Source organism: Sulfurospirillum sp. E15m (assembly GCF_059415145.1).
Window position 1 is genome coordinate 82,093 of the sequence record NZ_JCAHZS010000006.1, and the last position, 17,655, is coordinate 99,747.

At 39.3% G+C, this 17,655-nt stretch carries 19 protein-coding genes and 1 tRNA gene; 12 read left to right on the forward strand and 8 right to left on the reverse strand.

What is annotated here, in order from left to right; all coding sequences use genetic code 11:
• Positions 1-9: 9 nt before the first annotated feature.
• Positions 10-97, forward strand: a tRNA-Ser gene (locus AC5SLP_RS09205).
• A 61-nt stretch (positions 98-158) separates the two neighbouring features.
• Here the strand turns inward: AC5SLP_RS09205 and AC5SLP_RS09210 are convergent.
• Together AC5SLP_RS09210 and AC5SLP_RS09215 are read right to left on the reverse strand one after the other, a co-directional pair.
• Positions 159-1,802 (reverse strand): GMC family oxidoreductase, encoded by a 1,644-nt coding sequence (locus AC5SLP_RS09210; protein ID WP_495254866.1) that lies wholly within the window; start codon positions 1,800-1,802, stop codon positions 159-161.
• Positions 1,799-2,287, reverse strand: a complete 489-nt coding sequence (locus AC5SLP_RS09215) for a gluconate 2-dehydrogenase subunit 3 family protein (protein ID WP_495254867.1) — start codon at positions 2,285-2,287, stop codon at positions 1,799-1,801. The genes AC5SLP_RS09210 and AC5SLP_RS09215 overlap by 4 nt, the downstream gene beginning before the upstream one ends.
• A gap of 110 nt (positions 2,288-2,397) precedes the next feature.
• Here AC5SLP_RS09215 and AC5SLP_RS09220 point away from each other — a divergent pair, with 110 nt between their 5' ends.
• The 5 genes from AC5SLP_RS09220 to msrP all read left to right on the forward strand — a co-directional run bounded on the left by AC5SLP_RS09220 (position 2,398) and on the right by msrP (position 5,858).
• Positions 2,398-2,634: an HvfA family oxazolone/thioamide-modified RiPP metallophore gene (locus AC5SLP_RS09220; protein WP_495254868.1), complete on the forward strand. Its 237-nt coding sequence runs from the start codon at positions 2,398-2,400 to the stop codon at positions 2,632-2,634.
• 6 nt (positions 2,635-2,640) lie between these two features.
• A complete protein-coding gene (locus tag AC5SLP_RS09225) occupies positions 2,641-3,051 on the forward strand; it encodes an HvfX family Cu-binding RiPP maturation protein (protein ID WP_067172642.1) in 411 nt (136 codons plus the stop codon).
• 65 nt (positions 3,052-3,116) lie between these two features.
• Positions 3,117-3,773: a response regulator transcription factor gene (locus tag AC5SLP_RS09230; RefSeq protein ID WP_067172645.1), complete on the forward strand. Its 657-nt coding sequence runs from the start codon at positions 3,117-3,119 to the stop codon at positions 3,771-3,773.
• Positions 3,766-4,902, forward strand: coding sequence for a sensor histidine kinase (locus tag AC5SLP_RS09235; RefSeq protein WP_067172647.1), 1,137 nt, complete (start codon positions 3,766-3,768; stop codon positions 4,900-4,902). The genes AC5SLP_RS09230 and AC5SLP_RS09235 overlap by 8 nt, the downstream gene beginning before the upstream one ends.
• 20 nt (positions 4,903-4,922) lie before the next feature.
• Positions 4,923-5,858, forward strand: coding sequence for a protein-methionine-sulfoxide reductase catalytic subunit MsrP (gene msrP / locus AC5SLP_RS09240; protein ID WP_067172650.1), 936 nt, complete (start codon positions 4,923-4,925; stop codon positions 5,856-5,858).
• A 350-nt stretch (positions 5,859-6,208) separates the two neighbouring features.
• Here msrP and AC5SLP_RS09245 read toward each other — a convergent pair whose 3' ends face one another.
• The 5 genes from AC5SLP_RS09245 to AC5SLP_RS09265 form a co-directional block, all read right to left on the reverse strand.
• Positions 6,209-7,285, reverse strand: coding sequence for a methyl-accepting chemotaxis protein (locus AC5SLP_RS09245; RefSeq protein WP_495254869.1), 1,077 nt, complete (start codon positions 7,283-7,285; stop codon positions 6,209-6,211).
• A gap of 83 nt (positions 7,286-7,368) precedes the next feature.
• Positions 7,369-7,845 (reverse strand): cheVAW transcriptional regulator CheQ, encoded by a 477-nt coding sequence (cheQ, locus tag AC5SLP_RS09250; protein WP_495254870.1) that lies wholly within the window; start codon positions 7,843-7,845, stop codon positions 7,369-7,371.
• Position 7,846: 1 nt separating this feature from the next.
• A complete protein-coding gene (locus AC5SLP_RS09255; protein WP_495254871.1) occupies positions 7,847-9,439 on the reverse strand; it encodes an aspartate:alanine exchanger family transporter in 1,593 nt (530 codons plus the stop codon).
• Positions 9,440-9,516: 77 nt separating this feature from the next.
• The gene (locus tag AC5SLP_RS09260) at positions 9,517-10,050 is read right to left on the reverse strand and encodes a carboxymuconolactone decarboxylase family protein (protein ID WP_495254872.1); all 534 of its coding nucleotides are present in this window, start codon (positions 10,048-10,050) and stop codon (positions 9,517-9,519) included.
• Between the two features lie 11 nt (positions 10,051-10,061).
• Positions 10,062-10,610, reverse strand: a complete 549-nt coding sequence (locus tag AC5SLP_RS09265) for a cysteine hydrolase family protein (RefSeq protein WP_495254873.1) — start codon at positions 10,608-10,610, stop codon at positions 10,062-10,064.
• Positions 10,611-10,717: 107 nt separating this feature from the next.
• Here AC5SLP_RS09265 and AC5SLP_RS09270 point away from each other — a divergent pair, with 107 nt between their 5' ends.
• The 4 genes from AC5SLP_RS09270 to AC5SLP_RS09285 all read left to right on the forward strand — a co-directional run bounded on the left by AC5SLP_RS09270 (position 10,718) and on the right by AC5SLP_RS09285 (position 13,224).
• Positions 10,718-11,284, forward strand: a complete 567-nt coding sequence (locus tag AC5SLP_RS09270) for a TetR/AcrR family transcriptional regulator (protein ID WP_495254874.1) — start codon at positions 10,718-10,720, stop codon at positions 11,282-11,284.
• Between the two features lie 5 nt (positions 11,285-11,289).
• Complete coding sequence (locus tag AC5SLP_RS09275; protein ID WP_495254875.1) at positions 11,290-11,817, forward strand: histidine phosphatase family protein; 528 nt, start codon at positions 11,290-11,292, stop codon at positions 11,815-11,817.
• Between the two features lie 37 nt (positions 11,818-11,854).
• A complete protein-coding gene (locus AC5SLP_RS09280; RefSeq protein ID WP_495254876.1) occupies positions 11,855-12,277 on the forward strand; it encodes a DUF3995 domain-containing protein in 423 nt (140 codons plus the stop codon).
• Between the two features lie 101 nt (positions 12,278-12,378).
• Entirely contained in the window at positions 12,379-13,224 is an 846-nt protein-coding gene (locus AC5SLP_RS09285) for an AraC family transcriptional regulator (protein ID WP_495254877.1), read from the forward strand.
• 44 nt (positions 13,225-13,268) lie between these two features.
• Here AC5SLP_RS09285 and AC5SLP_RS09290 read toward each other — a convergent pair whose 3' ends face one another.
• Positions 13,269-14,837, reverse strand: a complete 1,569-nt coding sequence (locus AC5SLP_RS09290) for an L-aspartate oxidase (RefSeq protein ID WP_495254878.1) — start codon at positions 14,835-14,837, stop codon at positions 13,269-13,271.
• Between the two features lie 259 nt (positions 14,838-15,096).
• On the opposite strand from AC5SLP_RS09290, the gene AC5SLP_RS09295 reads away from it, so the two are divergent.
• A complete protein-coding gene (locus AC5SLP_RS09295; RefSeq protein ID WP_495254879.1) occupies positions 15,097-16,068 on the forward strand; it encodes a malate dehydrogenase in 972 nt (323 codons plus the stop codon).
• A 264-nt stretch (positions 16,069-16,332) separates the two neighbouring features.
• Positions 16,333-17,649, forward strand: a complete 1,317-nt coding sequence (locus AC5SLP_RS09300; protein ID WP_495254880.1) for an ATP citrate lyase citrate-binding domain-containing protein — start codon at positions 16,333-16,335, stop codon at positions 17,647-17,649.
• Positions 17,650-17,655: the final 6 nt, after the last annotated feature.

The following is a 17,655-nucleotide window of genomic DNA, read 5'->3' on the forward strand; positions in this document are numbered from 1 at the left end:
TACAAAAGTGGGCAGATGTCCGAGCGGTTGAAGGAGCACGCCTGGAACGCGTGTAAGGTGCAAGCCTTCGGGGGTTCGAATCCCCCTCTGTCCGCCACTTTTTCTTCACTAAAACTTACAAGGCAATAGCTACATAGAGTTACATTGTGTCTATTGCACTACTTTAATATTTGTTTGATGTAATCAGCAACACGGAATGCATTCGCATAAATAGTCCATGTGTAAGGAACACTTCCTCCTGTTGGCATAAAACTACCATCTGTTACAAAAAGATTAGAAATATCATGGCTTTGGCAATAACGATTAAGCACATGTTTTTTGGGGTTATCTCCAAAGCGGCATCCTCCTGCTTGAAGATTTTGAGATGGTAACGGAGAAATTGTGTATGATATATTTTTGGCACCCATATGCTCAAGTAGTTTTACGGCTTTTGTCGCTAAAAATTCTCCTACTCTGACATCTTCTGGATGAGCCCCTATTCGTATATTTGCAACTGGGATTCCATATTTATCTTTATATTTCTCATCAACGGATACAAAACAGTTATCATTAGGCATCCAATCATTAAATATTTCAAAATTAAGAACTCTTTTTGTTGTAAATGTTTGATAGATTTTATCTTGAAGCTTTTGTCCAAAGATTAATTTATCATTTTCCCATTTCAAGCTATTGGCACGTCGAATTGGATTAGAATGCTCAAATAAAAAATCAATCAATCCGCCTTTAAATTTTGGCGTGAAATACCAATCTTTTAAAGCACGATTCACGAAAAGCCCTGATTGTAAAAGAACTTCTTGACTAAAATGGCTCAAATCAAATTCCCCAGACCCCATGCCTCCGCCTGAAAAGAGAAGATTTTTCCCAACAGCTCCTGAAGAATTGGCTAACCCGTTTGGAAATGCTGCATTTTTGGAATTTAACAGCAAACGTGAACTCTCGACCGCTTGTGCTGCAAGGATAAAGAGTTTTGCTTTTATCTCTTTTTGAGTACCTTCTTTTGTAAGATAGAGTGCTTTCTTTACCTTTTGCGTATGATCAGTTTCCAATTTTACGACAAATGCATTTGCTATAATATGTAAATTCCCTGTGGCTAAAGCAGGTTGAATTAAAGCAGCTCTTGAGCTTCCTTTTGCACCACTTGAACATGCATAAGAACCGCAATAGTTAGAATAGTAACAGGGATTTCGATTCTCTTTAGATTCTGACAGAATAGCTCTTGGTGTCATGAAAGGGGTAAAATTTAAAGCTTTACATGCCGTGTCAAATTTTTCAACAATTGGGTGTTCTGCCAAAGGAGGATATGGATATGTGTTAGTGCTTCTTGGTTCTTGATGAACATGTTCGGTAACATGCCCTGAAACACCAACAATTTTTTCTACTAAATCATAGTAAGGTTCGATCTCTTCATAACTTATAGGCCAATCTTCAATGTTAGCTCCATCATACATGCCATAAATAGATTTCAACTTAAAGTCATTTGGTTTCAAACGATGAAAAAAGCCACTCATAAAGTTGGAGGATCCTCCCAAAAGACTACCGTTCCAAAAATTCCAATTATTTTCATAAGTAGGTGTTTTTATCCATTTTCCCTCTTCCAACGTTTCAATCGTATGGTATTCATCGCTTAGTTGTGGCGTAAAAATATTTCGTTTCGTATAAGCGATTTCATCCTTTGAAAAATCTTGTTCTCTATAAATATCGCCCTTTTCAAGAATAACCACTTTTTTTCCAGCATGCGAAAGTTCATAAGCAAGTGGCCCAGCTCCAGCTCCACTACCTATAATACAAATATCATAATTCATATTTTTCTTCCATATTTATTTATGGGACGAGGATTTCCCGTGGTATGCAAGGTTGAAGTCCACCCTAACTCATGAGTATTCCCTCCATATATAGGGTCACTAAACATAGCTTCAATCGTATAATAAATAAGTTTTGATAACCATTTTTCTAAGAAATCACTTTCAGTTGCTGTTTCTAAAATTTTATTTTTAGATTCAGTGTCTTTATGCGAGAAATCTGGAAAATTTTGATGAAACATAGAAGCTCCTTTTATTAGGAAGTCTAAATCATTTGCATCAAAATACTCAGATGAACAGTTCGATACCAAATAAAAAAGTGCGTTGATATCTTGTGCAGATGGCATGTGTTCAGTTTTGGGTAATAAAGTGTCTTGAACACTTGCAATAGTTTTCCATGCATGCGTAGGAATTTCTTTAGCTTGCATATTGATTCTCAAAAATACAGGTGATGTAGCAATAAGTGCTATAAAGGTTCGTCTCTTCATACCGAACATTCTAACACACTCTTGTAAAACGTTTGTGTAATAAAACTACATAATCACTACACAAAAAATCATTATACTTTCACTATCCAAAACCCAAAAAAGGAGATTTTATGAAAGTATTTTCTGGAGTTAAGCCTCTTGTAGCATTATTAGTAGCTACAATGTTTGTAAGTGGTGCTATGGCAGCTGATGGTAAATGTGGAGGTGACATGAACTCTACTAAAGACTCAAAAGAGATGAAAAAACCTGCTGATGCAAAGTGTGGTGGTGATAAGATGTCTGCTGATGCGAAAAAAGCTGCTGATGCAAAATGTGGTGCTGCTAAGTGCGGTGGAGAAAAAAAATAATTTAAAATGAATATGGTTAATATTCAACAATCGAGTATTTTGCTAGGTGTACGATTCGCATTGGCATATGGATTTTATGAACCAGCAATACGAAAACTAGAAGATATTCAATCAGTTGCCGATTGGTTTAGTACACTTGGTATACCATTATCTTCACCCATGGCTTATATCACGGTAGGTACTGAAACCTTAGGTATTATTTTGTTAACTTTGGGATTATTTACAAGGTGGATTTCATTACCCCTAAGTGTTATTATGATTGTTGCAATCATTACTGTACACCTGCCTAATGGTTTTAGTGCAGCAGATGGAGGTTATGAAATTCCTCTTTACTATCTAATTTTTCTTGGCATACTCAGTTCCTTTGGTGCGGGAAAAATCAGCTTAGATTACTTCTTTGCCGAAAGAAGGAAATAAACTTCATCTATACCATAGCTTCTTGAGGCTATGGTATAATTGGTACAATAACCAAAGGGTATTTGATGAAAATTTTATTACTAGAAGATGATCCTATTTTATCTGATATTCTGCTTTGTCATTTGAATAAACATATGCATCAAACAACTCATTTCAATGATGGACAACTTGCTTGTAATACACTAAACGATCAAAAATTTGACCTTTTGATTCTTGACATTAATGTTCCAAAATTAAGTGGTATCGACCTTCTTAAAGAAATTCGTACCTATCAAAACAATACTCCTGCCATTGTTATAACTGCATTTCAAGATACCGCTCATTTAAAAAAAAGTTTTGAAAATGGGTGTGATGACTATATTAAAAAACCATTTGATCTTGAAGAGCTTGATTTAAGAATTAAAAATATTCAAAAACGGTTTCATATTGTCAATGAAGAAGCTATAAAATTAGACGATAATATTTTGCTAATCGTTTCTAAAAATCGCTTGTTTGTAGATGAAATATCCTACACACTCACGCGTAAAGAGTGTAAAATTTTACTTTATCTGTGTAATCAAAAAGGGAAAGTCATTTCTTCAGAAGAACTCATCCAAAATTTATGGGATTACCATGAAATGCCCAGTGAAGCTACCATTAGAGTCTATATTAAAAATTTACGCAATATTTTAGGCAAAGAAAAAATTCAAACCGTTAGAGGGAATGGATATATTTTTGAATAGAGAAGAACTTAAAGCATTATTGGGATTTTTAATCATTTATACATCTTCAGCACTTATTCTCATGATTATTATTGCCATTTTATATCACAATAATGAAACAAATAAAATTCACGAAAAACGTACGATGGAAATTAAAACTGTCATCATGAGCTACGAGAAAGAGCTTATGCAAGCAGAAATGGATAAAGTACCTTATGAATTTCATCCACCAAAAGACTTTTTTAATGTCGTATTGCTAGATAAGGGGAAAAAACCTCTTTTTTCAAATGTAAATAGTCAAATTTCTGATTTGGATACTGCGCGTTACACTTTTCACGAGCTATCAAGTCCTATCAATGAAGTCGCCTATATTGTTGTCGATGAAAAAAAGAGTGAACAAGAAATATTCAAATTAAATTTTATTATTGCCTTAAGTATTTTGATATCTTCTATTTTTGTTGGTATTGAGGGTTATTTTTTAAGTCGATTTTTGCTTAAGCCTGTTCATTCGCGTATTGACAAACTCAATAAATTCATCAAAGATAGTTCACATGAACTCAATACTCCTATAGCTGCTTTGATGATGAGCGTCTCAAATCTCAAACAAAGTTCTTTTCCAGATAGGCGCGTTATTAATCATATTTCTATTAGTACGAAACTCATTTCGCAGATTTACAATAGCTTAAGTTATATTGCTTTTAACGATATTGACGAAGTATTTGAAGAATCATTTGATCTTGCTCTTTTAATTCAAGAAAGCGTTAGCTACTTCAACGAGATAGCCGCAACAAAAGAAAATACGATTACTGCGCAACTTCAAACAACATTTATTCATATAGATAAGTCTCGTATTCAAAAAGTCATTCATAATCTTTTATCAAATGCTATCAAATACAGTTATCCTAAAACAACCATTTCCGTTAAACTTTCTGAGCATCTTTTAACGGTTACCAATAAGGGTATAGGCATTAGCGAAGAAAATAAAAAAAACATTTTCAAGCGTTTTGAACGAAGGAGTACTACTGTTGGAGGTTTCGGAATAGGATTGGACATTGTTAATTCTGTGTGTGAAATGTATCACATTAAAGTTTGGATTGAATCTATTCCAAATAAGGAAACGACCTTTTATTTGCAGTTTCCTAACGTATAAATACTTATATAGGTACTATTATGAAGATTTCACGTATTGCTAATATCACCCCTGAAGCTCTTTTTGAAGCACGTCGCTATTTTTTAAAATTAGGTGCGGGCGCACTGGTGAGCAGTAGTGCCATTTCCAACCTTTTAGCAGACCTACCACAAGAAGCGAATCTAAACTATACCCCTGATGCAAACCCGCAGAAACTCACCCTTAACACGTTTGAGCAAGCCAGTAACTATGTCAACTTTTACGAGTTTTCTACGGACAAAGGTGCCCCCGTCAAACTCTCCCAAAAGATGAAGACTAACCCTTGGAATGTTCGCTTAGGCGGTGAGATAAAAACCGCACAATCTCTTGATGTGGAAGAGTTCATCGCCAAGTTTGGACTTGAAGAGCGCATCTATCGTTTTCGCTGTGTCGAGGGTTGGTCGATGGTTGTACCTTGGATAGGCTTTCCTCTTTATAAACTCTTAGATTATCTTGAGCCAAACAGCAACGCCAAGTACGTGAAGTTTACCACACGCTACGACCCTGCGATGTTTCCAGACCAAGCCAAAGGCATCTTCTCAGCCATCAAATACCCCTATGTTGAAGGCTTACGCATGGATGAAGCACGCCATCCTCTTACGTTCATCGCTGTTGGCATGTATGGCAAGCGACTACTTCCTCAAAATGGCGCACCCATTCGTCTTGTTGTACCGTGGAAATATGGCTTTAAGTCTATCAAGTCGCTCGAGCTCATTGAGTGCGTTGAAAAAGAGCCACTCAACACATGGCAAGAACAAAACCCCAAAGAATACGGCTTTTATGCTAATGTCAATCCGCAAGTTGACCACCCAAGATGGACACAAGCCAAAGAGCGCTTACTCGGCAAACTCACGAAACAAGATACCTTGATGTTCAATGGGTACGAAAAAGAGGTCGCCTCACTGTATGCAGGCATGGACTTAAGGAAATTCTTTTGAAATTCTTGCTTCATCATGATAAATTTATTGATTACTATAGATACTTTCACAACAGCGCTAATTGATGAGATTATTAATCATCACCTCCAATAATTTTTCTATGCTAACCTTGTGCTAATAAAATTTTCCATATATAGCTTGTTATGTAGAGTATTGGATGATAATTCAGTTAAATGAAGAAGGTATATGGCGAGATATGTGAAGATGTGTCGTGATGGCACATCGCCTGTTCCAGGCGTGCTCCTTCAACCGCTCGGACACCTCTCTATGGCTAAAGTGTGAAAGTATAACGATTTTGTGCTTATTTGAGGATTAATGGCTTTACATGTAAAACCATTAATCCTTTTTTATTAAGACTTGCGAATCGCTTTAAACCCTTCAATGAGTTTTTCAAAACCCACTTTACTTGCGTTTTCAACTTTTTTAAACATTTCAATACCTTCATGTACATTACCGTTGGTGGCAAAGATTTCAGTGGCTTTTTTGAGACCTTCATGCACACGGATATGATGTTCATTGACTTCATTCACAATGCTTGGATTTAAGCGTTGGTTAATACCGGAGAACCATTTGCCAAAACGGCAAGCAGTATGCGCCAAAATATCTGTTTTTGTACGTCCGAGGGCTGCATTGTAGCCTTTGAGTTTGAGCATAATATGGTCAATTTTACCGTTACTGACAGAGATTTCATTGGTAACGTTATCGCATTTATTGGTGATGCTTGTTGAGTTGGATAACATCACGTTTATCTCATTATAAAATCCATCTAAAATAGCCATAGAATTTTGAGACTCTTTTTGGAAAGTCTCACTGGTGTCTGCCATAGAATTGGTATTTTGTTTGAGAATACTAATGTTTGACTCAACTTCAAGGGTTGCTTTTTGCGTACGTTCAGCAAGTTTTCGCACCTCATCTGCAACGACGGCAAAACCGCGTCCATGTTCACCCGCACGCGCTGCTTCGATGGCTGCATTGAGAGCAAGTAAATTGGTCTGGTCAGAAATATCTTTAATCAGGTTGATAATATCTGAGATGGCCGAGACACTTCCTGAAAGGTTTTCAACATCGCGGGCAAAATTTTGCGTAAGACCTTGAACTTTTTCAAGCGATGAGGATATCTCTTTGGTTTGCTTCTCAACATTTTGTCCGCCTTTCATGGATGCATCATTGAGTGTATTGATTTCATTCAGCATCGTTAGGCTTTCTTCAACGGTATTTTGTAAAAACGTCATACCGTCTTCGTAACTGGCTAGCAGTATTGCTAACAACTCTTCTTTGGTTTGATCAACGGGTGTTGTTTCTTTTTCGATGCGTAATGCTTGATATGATTGTTCACTATTTGCAAGAGAAGCTTGGGCTTTTTGCAACTCATTCTTTAACGTTTGGTTCTCGTTCTCTAATTCCGCTATGCGTCGTCCGCCAAACATGTGTTTCTCCTAAGGTTTGATAAGAATTAAATTATAGCAGAGAAAAAGTGACATTCGCGTTGCATTTTATGAGGATTGTAAGTTCAATAGTAACCTACACAGATTCCGTTGGAGAGTTGAATTTTTTTCTCTAAAGGGGAAGGACCGAAATATTTACATTTCTCGATATAAATATGATAGTTATAGTCTAACTCCAAGTCATCATAAAACTTCTTGAGATTGACAAATTTAACATCGCACACGTCTATAATATCCAAAACTTTGTAGATGCATGATTGGTTGTGTTCTATGAGATGTGAAGGCGCAAGACCTGTGTATTTGCAAAAGGCTTGCGATTGTACCATGCCTGTTAGGTCGGTACATTGTGCAATAATCTCTTTATATTTTGGCAGAATACTCTCTTTACGTAAAAAAACGACGCGTGCATCATCAAATTTAGCAGCTTCAACACGCTTCCAATAGCGATAAGCATTCGATGAAATCCCCGCAATCAGGCTAAATTCTTTATTTAAAACATAATTGTTAAGCCAATGATTATGCGTGAGGATGTTCATCTGCATGTTACATAATCTTCATTCCAAATTGTGCAAGTACGATGACCAAGACAAGCCCTAAAGGATAGACAGCCGCGTAAGCAATCGAAGGGTAATCTGTCTTTGTAATATTGTTTGCCATAGTGAGCGATGGTGTCGAAGTCATCGCGCCAGAAAGCAGTCCCATAATGTCTAAAAAATTCATCTTGAGCATTTTTTTACAAATAAACGCAACAACGCTTAATGAAAAAATCAATGCCCCAAGTGCGATAATAATAGGTGTAAATCCATTGCTCTCCAATGACTCAACCAAGTATTTTCCCGCATTTGTTCCCAGTGTTGCCATAAAAATCAGCTGCCCTAGTGTTTTTAACAGCGTGGTTGAGTGAGGAGAAAGGTTCCAAACGATAGGCCCTACCCGTCCTAATCTTCCAAGCACAAGCGCAGAGATAAGGATTCCCCCTACAAAGCTTAGTTTAATCGTGCCAATACCAGGAATCGCAAAAGGAATACTTCCTAGAAGGATGCCAAAAACAACACCCAGTGCGATAGGTAAAAAATCAGCCGCAGGGTATTTTAACAAGTCATTACCGATAATCCGTGTTACTTTTTCACTGTAGATATCGGGCGCAACCACGTAGAGTTTATCTCCAAGTCGTAATGTCAAGTCGGGATAAGCAGGAATATCAATACCCGCACGTCTGACTTTGGTAATAACTGCGCGAAGGGATTTAAGCTCTTTGAGCATGCCGATTTTTTTGCCGACAATCTCTTTAGACGTGGTTAAAAGACGCAAAACTTTCATATTGTCTTGAAAGACATGTTCTTCGCTAATATTTTCACCCAAAACAATACTGAGATTTGCCAACTGCTCTTCTGTGCCAGAAACACGGATAACATCGCCATAGCACAATAAGACATCATCAATTTCAGGCATGGCTTGTTTTTCAGCCGTACACGTACTCATACGTTCAATGACGGTTGAAGTCATCGTCTCTATTTGAGATTTTTTAATTTGCGTTGTTTTGAAATTTTCATTCGTGATGCGAAAGTTACGCGTTAAGATGTCAGGAAAACGACTACGCTGTGCCGATTCATACTCTTCCACTTCTTTTTGCAAATCAACACGAAAAAGCATAGGCAATAAACGTATAAATAAAACAGTTGCGACAATGCCAAAAGGATAAACAAGACCAAAAATAACTGAAGTGGTTGGCGTGTGTTTGATTTCAAGTGCCGCAGCGAGTGCAGGAACAGACGTTAATGCCCCTGTAAAAATACCATCGATGATATTTTTAGGCATTTGCAACAGATACCCTATAGTAAAAATAGAACCAAAAATCAGTAGCAAAAGTAGTGTCGCTAGGATATTAAGCTTAAAGCCTTCATGTTTAATGGTATCAAAAAAACCAGGTCCTGATTGAAGCCCTACTGCATAGATAAAAATCGCTAAACCAAAGTATTGAAATGCATCAGAAATAACCATGCCAAAGTGCCCAGCAATGAGCGCAACAATAAGCATAGCGGTGACATCCAGTGAAAATCCCCTGACTTTAATATTGCCAAGGATATAGCCAACAGAGATGATAGCAAAAAGATAGAAAATTTCGTTATGAATCATAAAAAAAGTGCCTTAAAAAAGTTACGGAATTATACACTAAATTTGTAACTACTTTTAAGGCTAAAGTAAATGTAAGATTAAAAATCTTTTTCTATTTTAAACGCGTCAAAAATAATGTCGATAGCGCTCATACGTGCTCCGTGGTTGGTCGCATCTAAAATGTCGGAGTCTTTGTAGCCTAAATCGCGTAGTTTTTGGATATCTTCGGCATTAACGTCATGTGGCGTTCTCACGGCTTTAAGGACGAAAAGCAGCATCGCTTTTTCTTTGGCATTTAGCTTCGCAGTACTTGGGTCGGCGCGCATCGCTTCGACCTCTTTTGGCGTCCAATTCAAAAGATTGATGAGCATCGAAGCGTTAAAGTCGATACAGTAAGAACAGTTGTTTTTATCGGAGATGAGCATACGCATGCAAGCCAAAAGTGCAGTGGAGAGGCTTTCGTGATTCATATAATGCCCGATGAAACTCATCTGCTGTTTTAAAAGTCCGGGGCTTGAGCTAAAGAGTTGGGCGTTATTTCCCACGCGTCCTCGCATCGTTTTGATCTGGTCGTACAACGCGGCGAGTTCTCCCGTAGCGTCTTCAGGTTTAATTGTATTGATTAAAGGCATAACTTCTCCTTTTAAAGTAATGGTATCCATTCATTAAGCGTTAAAACGCGACTAAATCCAAAAGCTTGTGCCACTAAAAAAGAGCGGTGTAACTCTTCTGCACTCACTTCTCCAGCATTGTTGGAAAATGCTAGCGTGCCATTGGCATCGCTTAAAAACTCGACATTAAAGCCAAGCTGTGAAGCATCGCGCGCTGTGGCATCGCAACAGTTTTGTGTCATATAGCCGACAATGGCAATGGTGTCGATGCCGAGGCTTCGCAGTCGGTAGTTCAAATCCGTCCCGACAAACGAGCTGGCATGGTTTTTTTCGATGACTAAATCAGGCGTAAGCCCTTTAATCTCATCATGAAATTCCCACAGATGGCTTCCGCGAACAAATGCACCTGCATTTTCTTTGAGGCTGGTATGTTGCACAAAAACGGTAAAAACCCCCGCTTTTTGAGCCGCGGCAATTGCCTCTTTGATGCGCTCAAAACTGTTTGACGGGTAGGTAATAGGTAGCGCACCACCCCCAAAATACTCATTTTGGACATCGACAACGATGAGAGCACGTTTCATAAAACCTCCTTGACTGTTCGGTCAAGTGGCATTGTAACCAAAATTGACCGATTAGTCAAGTAGGCGAAAAATATGGTATAATCAACCCAATCATAAAGGAACTATCAATGGAAAATACACGCGACAAACTCATTCACGCGGCATTTGAAGAGATCTTCTCACATGGCTACCAAGGCGCGTCGCTTGCTGACATCCTAGCCAAAGCGGGCGTGCACAAAGGCTCCATGTACCACTTTTTCGCCAACAAAAAAGAGATGGCACTCGCCGCAATCGAAGAAACCATACTCAATCGAAATATCGAAAAATACCGCTACGTCGAAACCTACACGAGCGGCTTGTTGGAAGAGTTTTACACACGCCTGCGCGACACTTCCGCACGCGATTTTAAGCGTGGCTGCCCCATCGCCAACATTGTGCAAGAGATGTCTAACATCGATGAAGATTTTAACACCTTGATGCAGTCCATCTACGGCGCGTTTCGCTCCAACGTCAAAGCCATTTTCGACAAAGCGGTGGCCATAGGAGAGATGAAACCCTGCGACACCACCAAACTCGCCTTATTTACGACTTCGACCATTGAAGGCGCAATACTTTCCGCCAAAGCGACTGGCAATGCGCAAGATTATGTCGATGTGATTGAGGAGTTGATTGAGCATATTGAGGGGAAGCGGTAACAGCGATGATCTATCTCATACGACATTTTAAAGTCAAAGATACGAAAAAATGTTGGATGAATAGTGCTCAGTTTGAACAATGGGTGAAAGCGTATGATACTTTTGAGCTCGATTATTTACCTATAAAATTTCCTAACATCGAAACGGTGTATATTTCTACGTGTCAAAGGGCGATTAAAACGGCGGATTTTCTTTCATGTAACTACCAAACAAACGACTTATTGGTCGAGGTTGATGCCAAAGTGTTCATGCACGCTTTGTTACCTCTTCCAAAATGGCTTTGGTTATTTATAGCAAGAATTCAGTGGTATTTCAATGCGTCAAAAGGTGAAAATAGAATCGATACGATTCAAAGGATTGAAAAGTTTTTTCACACATGCGATATGCACCAAGATATGGTGATTATTACTCATGGCTTTGTGATGAAAACGATCATAAAAGTTCTGAAAAAGCATGGATTTGATGGCGATACAATATTTTTTCCTCGCAATGGAGCCGTATACCAATTTCAGAACTTAGCGATATTGGAGTAGTTTTAAATATGCGATTATTCTATTATTAAGGAAATAAATGAACATTATCACGATAGTTGCTATTGTCTCTTTGATAGGCATTGGAGTATTACATTTTTATTGGGCATTGGGTGGCAAGGCTTGGCTTAATAAGTCAATACCGACGATCAATGGAAAACCTTCGTTTCACCCTGGAAAAATTGCGACCATTGTTGTAGGTATAGTTTTGATTGGATTTGCTTGGATTGCATCTGCGCTTTCTTTTGGCGATTTACATTCAACTTCATACGGTAAGTATATAGTATATTTTGGACGGATTGTATCGGGGATATTTATTATGCGTGCTATTGGAGATTTTAATACTATTGGTTTTTTCAAAAAAATAAAAACTTCGGATTTTGCATTATATGATACAAAGTTTTATTCGCCCTATGTCCTATTTATCGGAATTGTATTTGCACTTTTATCTTATCAAGTGTAAAGAGTTATACGTTATATAGTCTTTAAAACTTAGCAATATCGGAGTAGTTTTATTCCTCCGATTTTTCTACAATACTCCAAACGCAAAGCAAAAGAGGTGCGATGAAAGCAAGTACCAGGGAAGATTACGTTCGTTTGGTGTATAAGGTCGTTTTTTACATCGAGCAAAACGCCGACAAAGAACTGAGTCTTGAAGAGTTAGCCAAGGTGGTGGGCTTTTCAAAGTACCATTTTCATCGCATTTTCAAAGCCGTGACGGGAGAAAACGTTGGCGATTTTATCGCTCGGGTGCGGTTGGTTTATTCGGCGTGGAAGCTCAAAACCGAACCCAAAATCACCGATGTAGCGCTCTCCTGCGGGTTTGAAACCAACGCCTCGTTTAGCAAAGCGTTCAAAAACCGCTTCGGAGTGAGTCCGCGCACCTACGCCACTCAGCTGAAAGCGAAAAAAGGAGTTGTGATGCTAAAACCTACCATGGTCGAGTTTAAACCTTTGAGTGTTTTTTACGTGCGAAAAATGGGTGCGTACGAAACTTCTTCGTGTGAGGCGTGGAGTGTCTTGATGGCGTTTGCCTATGAGCAGAGAATGAAGTTTCATAAAAATATTATGGGCAAAGAGACGATGCACTTTGGTGTTGGGCACGATAATCCCAGTTTGGTCGAGCAAAATTTACTGCGCTACGATGCGTGCATTACTTGTGAGGATGAGAGCATCGAGCTTAAGGGTGAAGTCTTTAAAAAGATGCTTGATGGCGGAAAATGCGCGGTGTTTTTGCACAAAGGCGCGTATGAAAACCTCAAAGCGACGTATGCTCAGATTATGGATTGGGTCGTGAGTGAAGGTGTTGGGCTTCGTGATGCACCTTTGTTTGAGAAATACCTTAACCGCGACCCAAGGCGTACGAAACCTGAGAACCTGCGCACCGAGATTTACGTGCCCATCGCGTAGTTATGGATGGTGCTACGCGATGGTATAAATCTTTACATGTAAAGTTATAAATCACCTAATCCTATGAGCGTGTTAGTCTTAAATTTTCGGTCTTTCTCGGGGTAATCAATACGAAAATGAGAACCCCTGCTCTCTTCTCGAAGCAGTGCAGATTTTGTGACCGCTTTTGCGACTAAAAGAATATTCATAAGCTCAAGCATGTTTTTAATCGTAGAGGGTTTATCACTTTGCATGCTCTCTAATGACTGCTCGATCTCTTCAAATCTTTTCAGTGCCTCTTGAAGCTCATCTTCTGTGCGTATGATGCCGATTTTTTCAAACATGATTTGCCCAATCTCGTTACGAAGGGCGTTGGCATCGACGTGTTTGGCTAACTCTTCCAAGTGATTGACAAAATGAATATCTTGGGTGATGTCATAATAATCCACACCGTTAAATTTTTTCATTTTATTAGCAAACTTGATCGCTTCATAAGCGGAAATCTTTCCAAATACCGCTCCTTGACTGAGTGAATTACCTCCTAGTCTATTGGCGCCATTCACACCATTGTCTCCCGCTTCTCCAATGATGAAAAGCCCTTTGATATTGGTTTTTCCTATAACATCGGTTTGAATGCCGCCCATAGTATAGTGAGCCACAGGTGTAACAGGAATCAAATCTTTGCTAGGGTCTATTTTTTTGAGTGTATGTACCCTCTTTTTGATGCTAATAAGTTTAGTATCGATCACCTCTTGAGGTATGTCTCTTAAATCCAAATAGACTTTATTGCCCTTTTGCATCTCTTTAAAGATAGCACGTGTAACAAAGTCGCGGGTATTAAGCTCATCTACAAAAGAGTCGCCGTTTTCATCAACCAGTTTTCCGCCCTCAGCACGTGCGGCTTCACTAAGTAGAAAGTTAGTTCCTTCTAAACCTGTGGGATGAAACTGTACAAACTCCAAGTTCATCGCTTTAAGTCCAGCTCTAAGCCCCATAGCGATAGCATCGCCTGTTGCATCTTTGACATTGGAAGTATAGTTTTTATAGATGGCGGCAAAGCCTCCTGTTGCTAAAATGATACTTTTGCCTTCACAAACAACCACTTTTTGGCTCTCTTCATCAAAGAGCGTTATGCCAGAGATAATGTTGTTTTTGGTCATAAGATTGATCACCATGTGATTTTTAATGATGTCTATCTCATACTCTTTGATAACATCATACAGCGCTTTCATAATGGCTGAGCCCGTTTCATCAGAGGCATACACCGTACGTTTAAACTTTGAACCACCAAAGGGTCGTTGAGCAAGTTTACCGCTTTCAAGTCTGCTAAACTTAACACCGTAACTAACCAATTCACGTACAGCCGTAGGGGCTTGTTCACAAAATATACGAATAGATTCTTCATTACCTATATCAACAGAGCTTTTGAGCGTTTCGTTGATGTGCTGAAAAATGTTATCGCTATCGCCCATGTTTCCAAAAGCAGCATTAATGCCACCCTTTGCCATAAATGAATTATTGGCTGATGGGGAAGATTTTGTTATTAGAACCACATTGGCACCAAGCTCTTTTGCCTCTATGGCAGCTCTCATTCCTGAGATACCACTGCCAACCACAATGACGTCGTATTTCATTTTTGTGCCTTTATGTTTCAAATATACCCATTAAGTATAGCTATAAATTGTCTTTAAAAAATATTCATGGGTTTTTTGTGAGTAATTAAGGGTTTATAAGTTACGTATTTACTCCTTTTTTCTCTAGTGCATGCTTTTTTTATTGGATCATATGTTATACTTATATCTATTTTAACAAAAGGTGATTTATTGAAACACTATTTCAATTAAATCTAAACAGCTCTGTAAGAAATTACATTCATTAAGAAAGGAGCATAGCATGGGTAAAAGTAAAAGAGTTGGCATTGTCGGTGTTGGCAATGTGGGTTCAACCGTTGGCTACTCAATAGCTATGCGAGGTTTAGCACATGAAGTTATCTTGTGTGATCACAAGGTTGAACGTGCTAAAGGGATGGCTCTTGATATGAGTCAATCTGCCCAAGCCGCTAGAATGAGTACATCTGTTAAAGTTGCCGATACGCCAGAACAGTTAATAGACTGTGATTTGGTTGTGGTAACAGCGGGAAGTCCAAGGCTACCTGGGATGAACCGAAATGATTTGCTTCTAAAAAATGCTCAAATCATGAAGGAAGTGGCACATGATATCAAGATGTATTCGCCTAACGCGATTATTATTCCTGTTTCAAATCCACTGGATGTTATGGTCTATGTGGCACTCAAAGAGACGGGATGGGATAGAAGTAGAGTCGTGGGAATGTCAGGTATTTTGGATAGTGCACGTATGGCACATTACATTCAAGAGGCCATTTATAACAAACATAAAATAGAATTTGGTGGACAAGTTAGGGCGCAGGTTATCGGTGGACACGGTGATACAATGGTTCCACTACCTCGCTTCACCACTGTGGCGGGTTTGCCTTTGACGGATTTTCTTGATTGGAATGAAATCAATGAGATTGTAGCCAAAACAAAAAACGGTGGTGCGGAGATTGTGCGATATTTGCAAACAGGCTCAGCATATTATGCACCTGCGAAAGCAACATCCTTGATGGTCGAATCCATTTTACAAGATAAAAAATTGGTCTACCCTTGTGCGGTGATGCTTGAGGGTGAATACTCGTATGATGACGTTGTCAGTGGTGTTCCAGTCATGCTAGGAGCACGTGGTGTAGAGCAGGTGTTCGCCCCTAGCTTGGATGCAGAACAAGACAGACTTCTTGCCGAGTCTATACGGTCAGTCAGAGAACTGATAGACATCCTTAATCAGAATAAGTTTTTTGACACGAAGTAATTTCTAGGTCTCAAAAAAATTTCTGTCTCATCCGAGGCAAGTTTCAAAATTTAAGTTTTACATGTAAGGTATAGTAACGGCTGTTCTGCCTCGAAAGAGGCAAGCTTCAGGGCATAGCGCAGCGTAGCTTTCTAGGCTTTGCCTAGGAAGCGTGTGGAAATAGCTTCTGTCTCGAAAGAGGCAAGCTTTAGTGCCTCGTGCAGTGTAGTTTTCTGAGCTTTGCTCATAAAACGTGTAAGAATAAAAATTCAGGAGAAATAGCAGATGGCACAAAGAGCAATTCGTGAGTACGATGGGAAAGCTATTTTTTCTAAACATTGGGAAAAATACTTTAGCGGATTTCACTATGGATTTCGATCCGTTTCGGTAAGCAGTGGCAATGAGTTGCGTGCAAAAGCCAATGAACACGGGTTTGAGTGGCTCAAGCAAAGGTCTTTGGTGGCAAAACCTGATATGCTTTTTGGCAAGCGTGGCAAAAACAATCTGGTATTGTTTAAGATGCAAAAAGCAGGCGATGTCACGCTTGAAGATGCGGCAACGTGGATAGACGAGAAGATATCCTATAAAACCATACTTCTCTCAGGTCAAAAAGGCACGTTAAATCGCTTTATCGTGGAACCTTTTACACCCCATCGCGAAGACCAAGAGTATTACATTAGTGCGACGACCGTGGGTGAGGATGATGTGTTGTATCTCTCCGCTGAGGGTGGTATGGAAGTCGAAGAGGGTTGGGAGAGCAAAGTCAATGAAGTTGTGATTCCCATCATGATGGATGAAGCCAATATCTCGCATCTCATTCGCGCCAATGTACCCGAGGGTATTCCTACTGAAAATAAAGAGCGTTTTATTACGTTCGCAGAGCAGTTTTACACCTTTTATCGTGATATGAATTTTGCGTATCTTGAGATCAATCCTATTGTGATGATTGGTAATGATATGCACATTATGGACGTGGTGGCACGTCTTGATGATACAGCTGGTTTTATGATGAAAGAGGACTGGTGTGGCGTAGAATTTCCAACGGCTTTTGGTATGGAAGACCAATCCGTAGAAGAAAAAGCCATCGCTGAAGCGGATGCCAAATCGGGGGCTTCGTTGAAATTAACGGTGCTCAATCCTATGGGGCGCATCTGGACGATGGTCGCTGGCGGTGGCGCTTCGGTTGTGTATGCCGATACGATTGCTGATTTGAGCGGCAACATCAGCGATTTGGCAAATTATGGGGAGTATTCAGGGGGCCCAACAACCGATGAAACACGTTTTTATGCTGAAACTGTTTTTGATTTGATGACCCGCCATAAAGATACCAAAGGGCGCGATAAGATTCTGATTATTGGAGGGGCTATTGCCAATTTTACGGATGTTGCTAAGACGTTTACTGGCATTATCCAAGCGCTTGAAGTGTATGCTGATAAGTTAAAATCCGTAGGAGCACGCATCTATGTAAGACGTGGCGGACCTAACTATGAAAAAGGTCTTAAAGACATCAAAGAAGCGGCGGATCGTTTAGGTTTATATATTGAAGTGTACGGACCTGAAACGCACATTACTGACATTGTGCGTATGGCACTTGAGCACTAAGGAGAG